This is a genomic window from uncultured Amphritea sp. (assembly GCF_937127095.1).
Classification (GTDB): Bacteria; Pseudomonadota; Gammaproteobacteria; order Pseudomonadales; family Balneatricaceae; genus Amphritea.
Map to the genome: position 1 here is coordinate 1 of NZ_CAKZLP010000031.1, position 16,272 is coordinate 16,272.

General features: G+C 51.2%; 15 protein-coding genes and 1 pseudogene. All 16 read left to right on the plus strand.

The genetic code is table 11. From position 1 onward, the window contains the following. A partial coding sequence (gene fliP, locus Q0499_RS07365; RefSeq protein WP_299197805.1) for a flagellar type III secretion system pore protein FliP occupies positions 1-606 on the plus strand: 606 nt, incomplete at its 5' end. 45 nt (positions 607-651) lie between these two features. Continuing rightward, on the plus strand, positions 652-921 hold the full coding sequence (gene fliQ, locus Q0499_RS07370) for a flagellar biosynthesis protein FliQ (RefSeq protein ID WP_299197807.1): 270 nt from the start codon (positions 652-654) through the stop codon (positions 919-921). A 3-nt stretch (positions 922-924) separates the two neighbouring features. Further along, positions 925-1,710, plus strand: coding sequence for a flagellar biosynthetic protein FliR (gene fliR, locus Q0499_RS07375; RefSeq protein ID WP_299197809.1), 786 nt, complete (start codon positions 925-927; stop codon positions 1,708-1,710). 2 nt (positions 1,711-1,712) lie between these two features. Continuing rightward, positions 1,713-2,849 (plus strand): flagellar biosynthesis protein FlhB, encoded by a 1,137-nt coding sequence (flhB, locus tag Q0499_RS07380; protein WP_299197811.1) that lies wholly within the window; start codon positions 1,713-1,715, stop codon positions 2,847-2,849. 197 nt (positions 2,850-3,046) lie between these two features. Then, positions 3,047-5,161, plus strand: coding sequence for a flagellar biosynthesis protein FlhA (flhA, locus tag Q0499_RS07385; protein ID WP_299197813.1), 2,115 nt, complete (start codon positions 3,047-3,049; stop codon positions 5,159-5,161). A 23-nt stretch (positions 5,162-5,184) separates the two neighbouring features. After that, positions 5,185-6,708, plus strand: coding sequence for a flagellar biosynthesis protein FlhF (gene flhF, locus Q0499_RS07390; protein WP_299197815.1), 1,524 nt, complete (start codon positions 5,185-5,187; stop codon positions 6,706-6,708). Positions 6,709-6,734: 26 nt separating this feature from the next. Next, complete coding sequence (locus Q0499_RS07395; RefSeq protein ID WP_299197817.1) at positions 6,735-7,550, plus strand: MinD/ParA family protein; 816 nt, start codon at positions 6,735-6,737, stop codon at positions 7,548-7,550. 25 nt (positions 7,551-7,575) lie between these two features. Beyond that, a complete protein-coding gene (locus Q0499_RS07400) occupies positions 7,576-8,286 on the plus strand; it encodes an RNA polymerase sigma factor FliA (RefSeq protein WP_299197820.1) in 711 nt (236 codons plus the stop codon). A gap of 63 nt (positions 8,287-8,349) precedes the next feature. After that, positions 8,350-8,736 carry a chemotaxis response regulator CheY gene (gene cheY / locus Q0499_RS07405; protein ID WP_299197822.1) on the plus strand — a complete coding sequence of 129 codons (387 nt, stop codon included), beginning with the start codon at positions 8,350-8,352 and terminating at the stop codon, positions 8,734-8,736. A 9-nt stretch (positions 8,737-8,745) separates the two neighbouring features. Further along, a complete protein-coding gene (locus Q0499_RS07410; RefSeq protein WP_299197824.1) occupies positions 8,746-9,564 on the plus strand; it encodes a protein phosphatase CheZ in 819 nt (272 codons plus the stop codon). 12 nt (positions 9,565-9,576) lie between these two features. Continuing rightward, positions 9,577-11,769, plus strand: a complete 2,193-nt coding sequence (locus tag Q0499_RS07415; RefSeq protein WP_299197825.1) for a chemotaxis protein CheA — start codon at positions 9,577-9,579, stop codon at positions 11,767-11,769. A gap of 39 nt (positions 11,770-11,808) precedes the next feature. Next, the gene (locus Q0499_RS07420) at positions 11,809-12,954 is read left to right on the plus strand and encodes a chemotaxis response regulator protein-glutamate methylesterase (protein ID WP_299197827.1); all 1,146 of its coding nucleotides are present in this window, start codon (positions 11,809-11,811) and stop codon (positions 12,952-12,954) included. Next, positions 12,954-13,703 carry a flagellar motor protein gene (locus Q0499_RS07425; RefSeq protein WP_299197829.1) on the plus strand — a complete coding sequence of 250 codons (750 nt, stop codon included), beginning with the start codon at positions 12,954-12,956 and terminating at the stop codon, positions 13,701-13,703. The genes Q0499_RS07420 and Q0499_RS07425 overlap by 1 nt, the downstream gene beginning before the upstream one ends. Before the next feature lies 1 nt (position 13,704). Beyond that, complete coding sequence (locus Q0499_RS07430; RefSeq protein ID WP_299197831.1) at positions 13,705-14,685, plus strand: flagellar motor protein MotB; 981 nt, start codon at positions 13,705-13,707, stop codon at positions 14,683-14,685. Continuing rightward, complete coding sequence (locus Q0499_RS07435; RefSeq protein WP_299197833.1) at positions 14,685-15,461, plus strand: ParA family protein; 777 nt, start codon at positions 14,685-14,687, stop codon at positions 15,459-15,461. The genes Q0499_RS07430 and Q0499_RS07435 overlap by 1 nt, the downstream gene beginning before the upstream one ends. Further along, positions 15,458-16,272 (plus strand): annotated as a pseudogene (locus tag Q0499_RS07440) (hypothetical protein); the annotation flags it as partial. The gene Q0499_RS07435 and the pseudogene Q0499_RS07440, both read left to right, overlap by 4 nt.

A 16,272-nucleotide genomic window follows, 5' to 3' on the forward strand; every position in this document is an offset into this window, starting at 1 on the left:
CTGGGGTTGATGACGCTGCTGACCTTCCTGCCAGCCATTCTGATGATGATGACCTCCTTTGCGCGGATTATCATTGTGTTTGCTATTCTGCGTCAGGCGCTTGGGTTGCAGCAGACGCCTTCTAACCAGATTCTGGTGGGTTTATCGCTGTTTCTAACTCTGTTTATTATGTCTCCGGTACTGGATAAAGTGAATGAGCAGGCGGTGCAGCCTTATCTGAATGAAGAGATTAGTTCGATAGAAGCGCTGAAGGCTGCGAGTATGCCGTTTCGTGGTTTTATGCTGGCACAGACCCGTGAGACAGATCTTAATCTGTTTATGAATATCTCCCGAACTCCTGCTGTCGAAACGCCAGAGGATATCCCGTTTACCGTGCTGGTACCTTCGTTTGTCACCAGTGAGCTTAAAACAGCGTTTCAGATCGGTTTTATGCTGTTTATTCCCTTTCTGGTCATCGACCTGGTGGTTGCCAGTGTACTGATGGCGATGGGTATGATGATGTTATCGCCGGTTATTATTTCGCTGCCATTTAAGATAATGTTGTTTGTGCTGGTTGATGGCTGGGCTATGGTGATAGGGACGCTGGCTGGCAGTTTTGTTGTATAAGGTTGAGTGAAGCGGTTCTTGGTAACTTAGTTTGGAGGGCAGGGTATGACCCCGGAAATGGTTCTGGATCTGTTTGGTGAGGCGCTTTTTCTGGTGGTCGTTCTGGTCGCGGTGATGGTCGTGCCATCGCTGATGGTGGGGCTGCTGGTGTCGACTTTTCAAGCGGCAACTCAGATCAATGAGCAAACGCTGAGTTTTTTGCCGCGTCTGCTGATCACCCTGCTGACAATCATGTGGGCAGGCCCCTGGATTCTTGGGCAGTTGATGGATGCGTTTAATAACATCTTTGAAAAAATTCCGTTGTTTCTGGGGTAGGTTGTGCTGCAGCTGACTTCGCTTCAGTTGGAGCAGTGGGTCGCTCAGTTCCTGCTGCCTTTTTTTCGTATCGCTTCCTTTTTTATGGTTGTGCCGATGATCGGTACTCAGCTGGTCGCTGCGCGAATTCGCCTTGGTCTGGCGCTGGCGATGACGGTTGTGCTGTTACCCACGTTACCTGAGATGCCGGTATTAAGCGGTATGTCCTTGCAAACCTATATTCTGGTGGCGCAGCAGATCATCATTGGCACCGCCATGGCCTTTGTTATACAGGTATTATTTCAAATTTTTTCCCTTGGAGGTCAGCTGATCTCCTCGCAGATGGGTCTCGGCTTTGCTTCAGTCAGCGATCCGGCAAACGGCGTATCAGTAGTGGTATTGTCGCAACTGTATCTGATGATGGTGATGCTGCTTTTTCTGGCGTTTAACGGCCATCTGGTGATGTTTGAAGCACTGGCCCGGAGTTTTTTTGTATTGCCTGTATCGGAGGGGGCGATGCCGGTTTCCGGATATCTGGCGTTGGCTAAGTCGGGCAGCTGGATGGTTGCCAGTGCTCTGCTTATGTCTTTGCCTGCGGTGACAGCGCTGCTGGTTATCAATTTTGCTTTCGGTGTGATGGCGAAAGCAGCGCCTCAATTGAATATCTTTGCCATTGGTTTTCCTTTCACTATGCTGATCGGTTTGGTAATTGCCTGGGCTAGTCTGGATGGTTTTCTTGGGCAGTATCAGCGTTTTGCGGCGATGGCGTTTAATTACCTTGATCAGGTTGTCGGTGTAGGGGTGCTATAGCAATGGCAGAAGATAGCGGCCAGGAAAAAACCGAACAGCCCACCTCTAAGCGTCTGCGTGACGCTAAAGAGAAGGGCGATATTGCCCGGTCTAAAGAACTGGCAACAACGATTTTACTGCTGGCCGCCGCCGCTGCCGCGATGATGTTTGGTGGACAGGTGGCAGACAAAATGGCCGGAATGATGAAGTTTAATTTCGCTCTTGACCGGGAAGCGGTAATGGATCCGGCGCTGATGTTTACCCATCTGGGCTACTCTTTGTCTGAAGCGCTGCGCGCATTGTTTGGTTTTTTTCTGGTGTTGCTGGTAGCTGCCATCGTCGGGCCTATTGCGTTGGGCGGATGGAATGTCAGTATGAAGGCAATGGCGCCTAAGCTGAGTCGGATCGATCCTTTGGCGGGTATTAAGAGGATGTTTTCGCTCAAGGCATTGCTTGAGTTGTTTAAGGCACTGGCTAAGTTTCTGGTGGTCGGGTCACTTTCCTTTCTGGTGTTGTATTCTTCCAGGCAAGCGTTGTTCTCCCTTGGGACTCAGGATATTTTCCCGGCAATGTCGCATGCCACGGAATTGGTTATCTGGGCGTTTCTGGTGATGAGTTCAACGATGATTCTTATTTCCCTGATTGATGTGCCGTTTCAGGTCTATGACTACACTGAGAAGCTCAAAATGACCCTTCAGGAGGTCAAGGATGAGATGAAAAACAGTGAAGGTAAGCCTGAAGTTAAGGGGCGGATCAGGCAGTTACAACGGGAGATATCGCAACGCAAGATGATGTCTGCGGTGCCTGAGGCTGATGTGGTCATTACTAACCCGACCCATTATGCGGTGGCGCTGAAGTATGATCAGTCCGGTGGTGGCGCTCCCTATCTGGTGGCTAAAGGGGGAGATTTTGTTGCTTTAAAAATAAGAGAGATTGCTGACAAGCATGATGTGCCAATTCTGTCGGCCCCGGCTCTGGCGCGTGCAATCTATCACTCCACCGAAGTGGATGAGGAGATCCCTTCAGGGCTGTTTAAGGCGGTCGCTGAAGTGCTGGCCTATGTGTTTCAGTTGCAGCGGCATAAGCGGCGACAGGGGCCGGTGCCGAAAGCGGTTTCTGAAAAGCTGGAAATTCCCGACGAACTGCGTCGGGACGACTGAGTGCTTTTGTTTCCCTGTCAGAAGAGTCTTCTTTATCTGGCTGGATTCTTGCAGTTCTTTCACCTTGATGGGTAAAGCGTCAAAAAATTGGTGTTTTTAGCTTCTCTTTAATGTTATTTTTCATTCTGAAAGTAATCGTATTTTAAGTGATGTTTTTTTGACGCTTTGTCGGCGGCGAGATCTCATTTGGGGCGCAAGTGGATAGAGCAGAGATCTACAATAATGTTCGTGGAATGGGAAAGGGCAACCTGGGTATCCCATTTCTGCTGCTGCTCGTGCTCGGTATGGTTACGCTACCGATGCCACCGTTTCTGCTGGACACGCTGTTTACCTTCAATATAGCCCTCTCTATCGTTGTCTTGCTGGTCTGTGTCTATGCGATGCGCCCCCTGGACTTCGCCGTTTTTCCTACCATTCTTCTGATAACAACGCTGATGCGCCTGGCGCTTAATGTGGCGTCTACCCGTGTTGTACTGCTATATGGTCATGAAGGTGGGGATGCTGCCGGTAAGGTAATTGAAGCCTTTGGTGAAGTAGTCATTGGCGGCAACTATGTTGTCGGTCTGGTGGTGTTTATGATTCTGGTTATTATCAACTTCGTGGTAGTGACCAAGGGTGCGGGACGTATCTCAGAAGTAAGCGCGCGTTTTACGCTGGATGCGATGCCGGGTAAACAGATGGCGATTGATGCCGACCTTAATGCGGGACTGATCAGTCAGGATGATGCCAAGATACGGCGTCAGGAAGTGACCCAGGAAGCGGACTTCTATGGTTCGATGGATGGTGCCAGTAAGTTTGTCCGCGGCGATGCGGTTGCCGGTATTCTGATTCTGGTGATCAATATTCTCGGTGGTCTGGGTATCGGCATGCTGCAGCATGGTCTGACATTTGAAATGGCTGCCCGTAACTATTCCCTACTGACCATTGGTGATGGTCTGGTTGCGCAGATCCCTTCACTGTTGCTGTCAACTGCAGCTGCCATTATGGTAACCCGGGTTAACTCATCTCAGGATATGGGGAAGCAGGTTCTTGGCCAGCTGTTCGGTTCACCCAAAGCGCTGGCAGTGGCTGCTGGAATACTGTTTATTATGGGCTCTATTCCAGGTATGCCGCATGTGGCATTTTTGTCGCTGGCTGTTGTGGCAGGTGTTGGCGCCTATTTTATTCAGCAGCGTAACCTTGCGGTATTGGCAAAGACGGAAGCGGAAGGTGAGACTAAGGTTAAAGAGCCTGTTGCGGATACGGATATCAAAGAGCTCGACTGGGATGATGTGATGCCGGTGGATATGATTGGCCTGGAAGTTGGCTATCGTTTGATCCCCATGGTTGACAAGTTGCAGGGTGGTCAGTTGCTGAGCCGGATTAAAGGGGTGCGTAAAAAACTTTCCCAGGATCTGGGCTTTCTCGTTCCATCGGTACATATTCGGGATAATCTCGACCTGATGCCCGGGGCTTATCGGATTACCCTGATGGGGGTTTCAGTAGGGGAGTCAGAAGTTTATCCTGATCGGGAGCTGGCGATCAATCCGGGGCAGGTGTTTGGTACGCTGAAGGGGATTGATGTAAAAGACCCGGCTTTCGGGCTGGATGCTGTATGGATAGAGCAGAGTCAGAAAGAGCAGGCGCAGACATTAGGTTATACCGTGGTGGATGCCGGTACTGTGGTCGCTACGCACCTGAATCAGATTCTCCAGGCGCACTCTCATGAGTTGATGGGGCATGATGAAGTTCAGAAATTGTTGGATCTTCTGGCAAAAACGTCCCCAAAACTGGTAGAAGAGTTAGTACCTGGCAAGCTTTCTGTGAGTACACTATTAAAAGTGCTGCAAAACTTGTTGATGGAGCAGGTGCCGGTCAAAGATTTCAGAACCATAACCGAAGCACTGGCCGAGGCGGTGGCGCGGACTCAGGACCCTCAGGGGTTAACTGCAGCGGTAAGAATATCTTTGTCGCGTATGATTGTGCAGAATATTGTCGGTAATGATGCGGACCTGCCGGTGATTACCCTTGATCCGCAGCTTGAGCAGCTGCTGCTCGGATCGGTGCAGCGGGGTGATGGTGGTGACGGGCTGGTGATAGAACCGATGATGGCAGAGAGGTTGCAAAACTCTCTTGCCGAGGTTGCCCAGCAGCAGGAGATCGCCGGCAGGGCGTCTATTCTGTTGGTGGCTGCACCAATAAGGCCTTTGTTGGCGAAGTTTGTGCGTTATGGTGAGCATTCGATCAGTGTGCTCTCCTATCAGGAGATTCCTGAAAATAAACGGGTGACCATTATTGCAACAGTAGGCGGCCAGAGTCAGGCCGGTGCCTGATCAGGTAATGAATAGAGACGGTTATGAAGGTTAAGCGCTTTTTTGCTCCGGATATGAGGCAGGCCATGCAGCGGGTCAGGGACGAGATCGGCCCGGACGCGGTGATTGTCTCTAATCATCGAGTGGCAGGCGGCGTAGAAGTTGTGGCTGCTCATGAACATGAGTACGAGGCTGCACAACAGGCGTTTAAGCGTAAACGTGCGGTTGAAAGCGCCCGACCTGAAAGCCCGCAAAAACAGCATCAGCTGAAGAGTAATCTGGCTGAGGAACTGCGCAAGGCTCAGGCACGGATTGCAACGGCGCAGGAGGGGGTGCCGGAACCCCGGCAAAAGAATCGACAGCTGGACGGTGATGATGACGAGCTGAGTGAAATTTTAGACACGCTTAAGCGACGTCAGCGAGGCCGCGTTCATCAGCCACCAAACCTTCAGGAGGCTCCGGCCAGAGTGGCTCAGCCCCGGCTCGATCCGAGTCGTCTGGATCGTGAATTCAGGCCGGTAGCTGATGAGATTCGTCATGACGCAGAGGATGAGCGCAAGGTCATTAATTCGCTGCAAGAAGAGATTGAATCGTTAAAAAGTATTCTCGGTCGTCCCCGAGAGGCGGAAGAAGATGAGCTGTTGGCATATTCGGCGCCTGCGCCGAAACGGGCTCAGCCGGAGCCTGCGCCAAAAAGACAGGAGCGCCCGCGCCATGTACAGGCCGACTCAGCCGTTGTAAAAGTGGAACGCCGCTTGGAGCGAATCGGCTTGGGACCTCAGATAAGTCAACAGCTGTCGGCGAATGTCGCGGTGAGTGAGGAGTTGGATGATCCCTGGCGCTCAGCGTTAGCCGTTTTTTGTGCCCGAAGCCCTGTTAGGGGGGAAGATGTTGGTGGGCGGGGGGGGATGATCGCATTTGTGGGGCCCACCGGGGTGGGTAAGACCACGACAATTGGTAAGCTGGCTGCCCGTTATGTGCTGAAACATGGCAGTTCCAGCGTTGCCCTGGTGACCACTGACTCTTATCGCATTGCTGCTCATGAGCAGTTGCTGACGTTTGGTCGCATACTGGATGTGCCGGTGCGGGTGGTGGACGAGAATAACTCGCTGGATGAGGTGCTCCTTTCGTTGCGCAGTAAGCGCCTGGTGCTGATCGATACCGCCGGGATGAATGCCCATGAGCCACACACCCAGGCGCAGCTGAATATGCTGGAAGATGTTTCGGTGCGCTTGAAGAAACTTCTGGTGCTGTCCTGTTCAAGCCAGCGCCACGTGATTGAGAGCGCCTATGAAACCTATGCCCCGCTGGGATTGAGTGGCTGTGTCCTGAGTAAGCTGGATGAGTCAGGTAATTTGGGAGAGGCGCTGGATCTGATTATGGAAAACGGATTATCGGTAAGCTACGTGACTGATGGTCAGCGGGTGCCGGACGATATCGACGTCGCCCAGAAGAAGGATCTGGTGAGTCGGGCTGTTATCACTGCACAGAAAGCCACCCGTAGTCGTCGGGTGTTTAACGAACACCAGCGGGAGCGGCTGGCCAGAGATGAGCATTGGGAGAGCTGATTTGTTAACAGATGCAGGAAATCGCAATGGGTAGTCCGCGGCCGGTTAAGGTGATCGCTGTTACCGGTGGTAAAGGTGGCGTAGGTAAAACCAATGTCTCGGTCAACATGAGTCTTGCTCTGGGGGAGATGGGACATCGGGTGGTACTGATGGATGCTGACCTGGGGCTTGCAAATGTCGATGTGTTGCTGGGAGTCAAGGCAAAACGAAATATTGCCGATGTATTGTCTGGCGAGTGTGGGCTGAAAGATTTGCTGATTGATGTCGATACCAATGTACGCATTGTCCCCGCTGCATCGGGAACACAGTCGATGACCTCGCTTAGTGTGCATGAGCACTCTGAGTTGATCCATGCTTTTAGTGAGATTGCTGATGATCTTGATATTCTGGTCATTGATACCGCTGCAGGTATCTCAGAGGCGGTGGTTAGTTTCGTTAAGGCTGCGCAAGATGTTGTGGTTGTCGTGTGTGATGAACCAACCTCCATTACCGATGCTTACGCCCTGATGAAATTGCTCAATCGTGATCACAAGATGACGCGCTTTCGGGTGTTGGCTAATATGGTTCGTTCCGAGCAGGAGGGGCGGAATATGTACAATAAGCTGCTAACGGTAACTGACCGGTTTCTTGATGTAACCCTTCAATACCTGGGGGCAATCCCTTATGATGAAGCGGTTAGAAAAGGAGTGAAACAGCAACGTGCTGTTTTGAAAGCGTTTCCGCAGAGTAAAGCGGCGCTGGCATATAAGCAGTTGGCGACTAAAGTTGATGCATGGCCGGTGTCTTCGAGTCCACGTGGGCATCTTGAGTTTTTTGTTGAGCGTCTGGTTACCGGCGCCTGAATTAGCAGAGTAGCGAATAGTCTCTATGTATAATCAGCTTCAGTTTCAGTCTAGTCAGGAGATTATCGAGCAGCATAGCACGCTGGTTAAGCGTATTGCTCACCATCTGTTGGCCCGGCTGCCGAGTAATGTTGTACTCGACGATCTGATACAGGCAGGCATGGTGGGGCTGCTAGAGGCTGCAAAGAAATATGATGCGAGCAAGGGGGCAAGTTTTGAAACCTATGCGGGTATTCGTATCCGCGGCTCAATTATTGATGAGGTGCGCCGGGGGGACTGGACGCCTCGTTCAGTGCATCGAAATGGTCGGCGTGTGTCTGAGGCGATTCAGATAATTGAGTCCCGTACTGGAAGAGATGCCCAAGATGGGGAGGTTGCTGCTGAACTTAATATCAGTGTGACCGACTATCATGCATTATTGAAGGACTCAGCCGAAAGTCGTCTGTTTAGCTTTGATAAGCTGACAGGACCTCAGGATGAAGGCCCGGGGGAGGCAATTGCCAGCAATGAGCCGGATCCTTCAGAAGCGTATGAGCAAAAAGATTTTATTAAGGCGATTGCCCGTGAAATACAGGGGCTGCCAGAACGTGAAAAACTTGTGTTGTCACTGTATTACGATGAAGAGCTGAATCTTAAAGAGATTGGTAAGGTGCTCGGTGTCAGTGAATCGCGGGTAAGTCAGATACATAGTCAGGCGGCATTACGGTTACGTAGTCGTTTAAAAGAGTGGCGCTGAGTATTGGCAGGCATTACCTGAAGCCATGTTTCAGCGTCGTAAAGAATGTTAGGAGGGATTGTCTTGAATAAAGACATGAAAATTCTGGTAGTAGATGATTTCTCAACAATGCGCCGGATTATTAAGAATCTGATGCGGGATCTGGGGTTTACCAACATTGTTGAAGCGGACGATGGTGCTACGGCTTTGCCTATTCTGAAATCCGGGGGTATTGATTTTCTGGTGACTGACTGGAATATGCCGAAGATGACCGGTATCGATCTGTTAAAACATGTGCGTAACGATCCCGAGCTGCGTCATATACCTATTCTGATGGTCACCGCGGAAGCAAAGCGTGAGCAGATTATTGCGGCGGCGCAGGCCGGTGTGAACGGCTATATCATTAAGCCTTTTACGGCTGCTGTGCTGAAAGAGAAAATCGACAAGATCTTTGAACGCCTACAGGGCTAGGGGGCGTTGATGTCCGATTTAGAGATTTATCAGGATCAGCATCGATTCGAGGAAGAACTGCACCTGCGTGCCGAGCAGTTGGTTGAGCTCTTGAATCAGGGGCAGATGGCGCAAGCGATGGAACTGGTTCAGCAGCTGAATGAGATGCGTCATCAGGCGCTTTATCATGAGGTGGGTACGCTGACCCGAGCCGTGCATAATGCCATTGTCGGCTTTACCGAGGATGTTACCTCAACTGATCTGTTGCAGGATTCTAAACAACATATTGCCTCGATAGCTGACGCCAGTGATCGTCTCTCCTACGTGATTGAACTGACTGAGAATAATGCGCATAAAACCATCGATGAGGTGGATGAGGCGCTGCAGCAGGTCAGTATGATTGAGCAGGGTTTCTTACGACGTAAGGAACTGATCGATGATCTCAGCGCATTAAAAAATGACCACCCTCAGCTTGAAGCATTGTATGAGAAAGCCTGTCGATATGCTGATGATCACTCCGCATCACTGGCTGATCTTAAGCAGCGGCTGACCGGTATTCTCCTGGCGCAGGAGTATCAGGATATTACCGGGCAGTTAATCAAACGTGTGATTCAACTGGTTGCTGATATTGAAGATAAACTGGTTGGGTTGATGGCGGTTGCAGCAAGAGTTAATAATCTTGGTGCTCTGCCGGCTACACCTGATGATGAGTCAGGGTCTGACATTAAACAGGCTGAGAGCACAGCCAATGTGCAGGCAGAAGGTCCTCAAATGAAGGGCCGAAATCAAGGGGAGGTCGCATCCACACAGGATGATGTTGATGATCTCCTTTCCAGCCTCGGCTTTTGAAGGGTAAAACGAATGTCCTTGAATGTTGATCAGGAAATACTGGAAGACTTTTTAATAGAAGCGGGTGAGATTCTCGAACTGTTGTCTGAGCAGTTAGTCGATCTGGAGCAACATCCGGAAGATCGCGAGTTGTTGAATGCAATCTTTCGTGGTTTTCACACCGTTAAAGGTGGCGCTGGCTTTCTGCAGCTGGATCCGATGGTGGACTGTTGTCACAGCGCGGAAAATCTGTTTGACCAGCTACGTAATGATGCACTGCAGGTTTCGCAGGAGCTGATGGACCTGGTGCTACAGGCGCTGGATGCGGTTAACCTGATGTTTGATACTGTGAAACAGGGGAATTACCCCGAACCGGTTGATCCCCAGTTGCTTGCAGGGCTGAATGCAATGGCGTCAGGTCAGGCAGCTGCGGTTTCTACAACAGCAGCACCTGCTGCAGCGGTGAAAGTAAATGCTCCGGCAGGGCAAACCGATGCCTCTGTCAGTGCTGAGTTCGATCAGTTAGTGGCCGGTCTTGGTGTTGCTGAAGCAGTACAGCCAAGCAGTGCTTCGCAGTCGGCAGATCTGATTACCGAAGATGAGTTCGATGACCTGTTAGATCAGCTTCACGGTCCGCATGGCGCACCGGGTCAGGCTGTCGCGCCGGCATCTGATCTGATTACCGAAGATGAATTTGATAGCCTTTTGGATGCGCTTCATGGTCCCAGTGGTGCTCCGGGTCTGTCTCAGAAGGGTGCTGTCAACAATAGCGCTGATGCTGAATTTGATCAGTTGCTGGGTGCTCCAGCCCCGTCCGCAAAAGCATCGTCCGTACCGAACGGCGACCTGATTACTGATGATGAGTTTGAGGATCTTCTGGATGAGCTCCAGTCCAAAGGCGAGGGGGCTTTTACTGCACTGTCAGCGGCTTCTCAGGCAGTAGCTCCTCAAACAGCTCCTCAGACTGCAGCACCTGAAACAGTCGTTCCTCAGCCAGCAACGCCTGTTGCGGGTCAGCAAACATCTGCTGTCGCTGCTAAAACCCAGGCAAATAAACCTGCTGCCGAAAGTAATGTCCGGGTGGATACCCGTCTGCTGGACCAGATTATGAATATGGTTGGTGAGCTGGTTCTGGTGCGTAATCGGTTGGTCAGACTGGGTGCAGAGTTTGATAATGGAGATATGACTAAAGCCCTTGGGTCACTCGATATGGTGACCGCTGATCTGCAAATGTCGGTGATGAAAACCCGCATGCAGCCGGTTAAAAAGGTTTTTGGACGTTTTCCACGTCTGGTCCGTGATCTGTCTCGTCAGCTGAACAAAGAGGTTAATCTCGAGCTGCGCGGTGAAGATACCGACCTGGATAAAAACCTGGTCGAAGCGCTGGCTGATCCACTGATTCACCTGGTGAGGAATGCCATCGATCATGGTATCGAAGAGCCGGATGTCCGCGAGCGGAATGATAAACCCAGAGAGGGGCATGTGTTGCTGTCCGCTGAGCAGGAAGGGGATCATATTCTTCTGATCATCGAAGATGACGGTGCCGGAATGGATGCAGATAAACTCCGGGCGCTTGCAGTGAAACGGGGAATGCTGGATCAGGAAGCGGCCTCCCGTCTGAGTGATCATGAGTGCTATAACCTGATTTTTGCTGCGGGCTTCTCCACCAAAGAGCAGATCTCCGATGTGTCCGGTCGGGGGGTGGGTATGGATGTGGTGAAAACCAAAATCTCCCAGCTTAATGGCAAACTGGATGTGAAATCTACCCTGGGAATGGGGTCAAGAATTGAGATTCAGGTGCCGCTGACGCTGGCGATTATGCCGACCCTGATGGTTCTGCTTGAAAGTCAGGCGTTTGCTCTTCCGTTGGTCAATGTGAATGAGATTTTCAATCTAGATCTGACTCAGATTAATATGGTTGATGGTCAGCAGGTTATTATTGTTCGTGATAAAGCGATGCCTCTGTTTCATCTGAAGCGCTGGCTGATGAAAGGTTTCGAAAAAGATCCTTTGCCGCAAAGCGGACATGTGGTCATCACCAATGTTGGCACCATGCAGGTGGCTTTTGTGGTTGACCAGCTGGTAGGCCAGGAGGAGGTTGTCATTAAGCCGCTTGGCTCAGTTTTACATGGTACACCGGGCTTGTCCGGGGCGACTATCACTGGTGATGGCCGGATCGCTCTGATCGTCGATATTCCGAGTTTGCTAAAGGCGTATGCCAGTTGAGCATAGTGTCCAGACGGCAGGCCTATACTGGATAACTGTATGGCAGTTCGAGTTTTAGTGGTTGATGATTCGGTTTTTTTTCGCAACCGTATCAAGCAAATATTAGCTAATCATCCTGATATCGAGGTTGTTGACACAGCTAAAAACGGTAAAGAAGCGGTTGCTAAAGTCAAACTACTGCATCCTGATGTAGTCACAATGGATGTGGAGATGCCTGAGATGGATGGTATCACTGCACTGAAACAGATCATGGCAGAGTGTCCATGTCAGGTGGTTATGCTGTCCTCTCTGACCCGCCGTAGTGCTGCAGTTACCCTTGAAGCGCTGGCGCTGGGTGCTGCGGACTACATGGAGAAAGATGCCCGCCAGTGGCTCGCTGGCTCCGCACTGTCAGATGCTGGCAATGTTGAAAAACAGCTGGCAGAAAAAATTCTGGCATTGGGCGGGCGTAAACCCCGTCCGGGTCTCTATAATCGTAAAGAGCCTGCAACTGAAACGAGAGCGGTGTCGCGTACACCGGCCTCGCCAGCGACGCGAATGAAAGAGGTCGCGCCTCAGCAGCCGGAAGCAAAAACAGCTGCGCGCGGTACCAGGGTCGACACCAGAGTCAGGATTCCAGACTGTGGCATCGTGACGATTGGCTCCTCGACCGGCGGTCCGGCGGCGCTGCAGTTTATTCTGACGCAGATTCCGGCAGATTTTCCGGTGCCGATACTGATCACGCAACATATGCCTAAGGCATTTACTTCAGTGTTTGCCAAACGTCTTGATGACCTTTGTGCTGTCAGGGTTAAGGAGGCTGAGAATGGTGATAAGCTGCTAGCGGGGCACGTCTATCTCGCACCTGGTGGGCAGCAGATGATTTTGGATCCGTCCAATGCGAGTAAGATTATTATTCGTGAAAGTGATGAACGGATGACCTATAAGCCCAGTGTTGATCTTACTTTTGCATCAGTGGCAAAAGGTTATGGTCGCCGGGCAGTCGCTCTGATTTTGACCGGGATGGGTGCGGATGGCTGTGATGGTGCCCGATTGCTGAAAAATGTGGGCGCGACTGTCTGGGCGCAGGACAAGGAGAGCTGTACCATCTTTGGTATGCCAAAGGCTGTTATTGAGGCGGAACTGGCGGATGCAGTTCTGAATCTTGAAGGTATCCGCCAGCTATTTAACCATTGGGGGCATTGATGAATCTGGTAGGTATCAGCGGAATACTACTGGCTGTCATCGCAATCGTTGGCGGTAACTTCCTGGCCGGAGGCGCGTTTGATGAGTTGCTGAATATACCCGCGTTGCTGATTGTCGTCGGGGGAACCTTCGCCGCTGTGTTTATCCAATCGTCACAGTCGGAGCTTTCACGGGCGATAAAGCTGTCCGGGATGGTCTTTGGAAGTGATGATTTTAATTACCGTGAAGGGATCAACAGTGTTGTCGGCTGGTGTGTGATTGCGCGCCGCAAAGGTTTGCTGGCTCTGGAAGAGGAGATCAGCGATCAGAACGATAGTTTTGTGCGTAACGGCCTGCAGATGCTGGTGGACGGTCGGGCGCCGGATATCATTCGTACAACCCTTGAAACGGAATTAATCAGCCGTGAAAACCGCGATCTGCAAGCTGCCAAAGTGCTAGAGAGTATGGGGGGGTATGCGCCAACCATGGGCATTATCGGCGCAGTTTTGGGACTGATCCACGTCATGTCTAATTTGGCTGATCCGGCTAACCTGGGGGCGGGTATCGCGACTGCGTTTGTCGCGACCATTTACGGTGTCGCCATTGCCAACCTGCTGTTTCTGCCTCTGGCGAGTAAGATTCGTTCGATGGTGTTAAAACGGTATTATTTTCAGGAGATGATGCTGGAAGGTTTGCTGTCAATCGCTGAAGGCCAAAACCCCCGGATCATTCAGCTTCGGTTGCAGGGATATCTGGAACAGGGGTCGTAACGTGTCCCGGCGCAGAGTTGAAGAACAGGATCTGCATTCGCAGCGTTGGGTAATCTCCTATGCTGATTTTATTACCCTGTTGTTTGCTTTCTTTGTAGTGCTCTATGCAATCTCTTCAGTCAATGAAGAAAAGTATCGACAGGTGACCGAGTCGTTTGCGGATATTTTTCCCGGACAGGATAGTGTTTTGCATCCACTGATTGGCGGTAAATCTGGCAGTGATATCGCTGGAATCGCTATATTTCAGGGTGGCGAATCTAATACAGAAGCGCCCCAGGAGAAGATTGTTCCGCCCAAACCGGAAAACAGTGCTGTGCTAAAGGCGATTGGTGAACAGATGCAGACGCAGTTTAAAAAGCTGATCAGTAGCGGCAACGTAGCAGTACAAAGCAATAATCTCTGGGTCGCTCTGGAATTAGGTGCCAACCTCGTCTACCCGGAGGGCGGCGCACTGCCGGCGATCACCACGGATCCGGTATTTGAACGGGTCGCTAAAATTCTTAAACAGTACGATAATCCTATTCATGTCGAAGGCTATACCGATAATCAGTTCATCTCTTCGGATCAATATCCCTCTAACTGGGAGCTATCGGCAGCCCGGGCAGCAGGGGTCGTGCGTATTCTGGAGATGAACGGCATACCGCCGCAGCGGATGGCCGCGGTTGGTTTCGGAGAGTATCAGCCACTTGCTGATAACGACACGGAGAGTGGTCGCCGCCTGAATCGCAGGATTGTGATTGTCGTTACCCGCGATCGCAAAACGCAACGGGTCGTTTCGGCATTTGGCAGTGAACAGGTCAGTGAAGATGCAGTTAGTAGTATTCTTACTGAAAGCGGACTACCCGAGTCAGCTATTGAAACGGTTACAGATGAACAGGGGCGGGTGACTTTTCGACGCAAGGAGTCCACTCCTCCGCTGGATACAGAAACATTAACGTCACCGGAGAGTATTTCTCCGCAGACTCAGGAGACACCGCAGTAATGCAGGTATGGGCGGTAGCAAATCAGAAAGGTGGCGTGGGCAAAACCACGACTGCAGTTACGTTGGCTGGGTTGTTATCTGATGCGGGTCAGCGGGTGTTGCTGGTTGACCTCGATCCTCATGGTTCAATGACCAGTTATTTCAAATATGATCCGGATGAACTTGAGAATAGTGTCTACGATCTGTTTCAGCCTGGCAGTGAAGTGGATATGAAGCTGCTTGAACCGTTGCTAATGCCAACCTCAAATAAGGGTATCGATTTGATTCCGGCTACCACTGCGCTGGCGACACTGGAACGAAAGTCTGTAGGTCAGGATGGCATGGGGTTGCAGGTTGCTAAGGCGTTACGACTGGTAAAAGATCGGTATGATTATGTTGTCATTGACAGCCCTCCGGTGTTGGGTGTGCTGATGATTAATGCACTGGCTGCCTGTGGGCATCTGCTGGTACCGGTTCAAACCGAATTTCTGGCGCTGAAAGGGCTGGAAAGGATGTTGCGTACGATCGCGATGATTAACCGGGCGAGAAAACGGCAGTTAACCTATACCCTGATCCCCACCTTCTATGACCGTACCATTCCGGCGTCGGTGAGTTGTTTGCGCGAGCTGCATCAGCGATTTGCTGCAAATATTGCAGCCTCCGTGGTGCCGGTGGACAGTAAGTTTATTACCGCCAGTGCCAAAGGTATAACACCATCTGAACTGGATTTAACGATGCCGGGTGTACAGGCGTATATCCGTGTTTTACGCGGCCTGGCGGAGCGGAGCAGAGGATGAGTGACGAACAGTTGAATCGGCAGCAGCAGCTGGTTAAAGAGTATCTTGATGCGCTACTGACGGATGATCAAAACCCCTATAGCATTGAGGCTGAGTTAGATCTGTCGGAAGAGATGCCTACTGATATTGTTGAGGCCCCTTTATTGGCTGCGGAACTGCCTAAAGCAGGCCCGGAGATGGAGGAGGTTGATCTGGATGATCTGGAAATTACTCTGGATATGCAGTTAGACGAGACTGATTCTGTTGAGCCAGAGCCAGAGCCAGAGCCAGAGCCAGAGCCAGAGCCAGAGCCAGAGCCAGCCCCAGAACATCTGACACAGTCTGAGGTTGAATTAACTCCAGATGTTGTATATAGCGCAGCATTGGCGATCGAGGACGAAGTAGAACCGGTTATAGAGCCCGTCTCAGAGACTGAGGTCGAATTGTCACCGGACGCTGTGTATGGCCCAGCATTGGACGTCGAAGAGGAGGCTAAAACCGTTATTGAGCCGGTACCGGGGACTGCGGTTGTGTCAACGCTGGGCGCGGTTTCTGACACAGTGACAGAAGAAATAGAGGATGACTCGGAAGCTGAACCTGTCATTGAGGCGGGGGGAGAATCCGAGGTTGAGTTAACCACTGTCGCAGTCTCTGAGTCAGTGGATGAAATCGATGTTGAATCTGACGCAGAGCAGTTTATTGAGCCCGCATCAGAAATCCTGGTTGAATCGGTTCCTGAAGTCGCTTTTACTGCTGAACCAGAACCAGAACCAGAACCAGAACCAGAACCAGAACCAGAACCAGAACCAGAACCAGAACCAGAACCAGAACC

Excerpts from the sequence above, each read along its gene's own strand:
- Q0499_RS07435 (WP_299197833.1), top strand. The coding sequence starts at position 14,685 with ATGCAGGTATGGGCGGTAGCAAATCAGAAAGGTGGCGTGGGCAAAACC.
- flhF (WP_299197815.1), top strand. The coding sequence starts at position 5,185 with ATGAAGGTTAAGCGCTTTTTTGCTCCGGATATGAGGCAGGCCATGCAG.
- Q0499_RS07410 (WP_299197824.1), top strand. The coding sequence starts at position 8,746 with ATGTCCGATTTAGAGATTTATCAGGATCAGCATCGATTCGAGGAAGAA.
- Q0499_RS07420 (WP_299197827.1), top strand. The coding sequence starts at position 11,809 with ATGGCAGTTCGAGTTTTAGTGGTTGATGATTCGGTTTTTTTTCGCAAC.
- Q0499_RS07400 (WP_299197820.1), top strand. The coding sequence starts at position 7,576 with ATGTATAATCAGCTTCAGTTTCAGTCTAGTCAGGAGATTATCGAGCAG.
- Q0499_RS07425 (WP_299197829.1), top strand. The coding sequence starts at position 12,954 with ATGAATCTGGTAGGTATCAGCGGAATACTACTGGCTGTCATCGCAATC.
- Q0499_RS07415 (WP_299197825.1), top strand. The coding sequence starts at position 9,577 with ATGTCCTTGAATGTTGATCAGGAAATACTGGAAGACTTTTTAATAGAA.
- flhB (WP_299197811.1), top strand. The coding sequence starts at position 1,713 with ATGGCAGAAGATAGCGGCCAGGAAAAAACCGAACAGCCCACCTCTAAG.
- fliQ (WP_299197807.1), top strand. The coding sequence starts at position 652 with ATGACCCCGGAAATGGTTCTGGATCTGTTTGGTGAGGCGCTTTTTCTG.
- Q0499_RS07395 (WP_299197817.1), top strand. The coding sequence starts at position 6,735 with ATGGGTAGTCCGCGGCCGGTTAAGGTGATCGCTGTTACCGGTGGTAAA.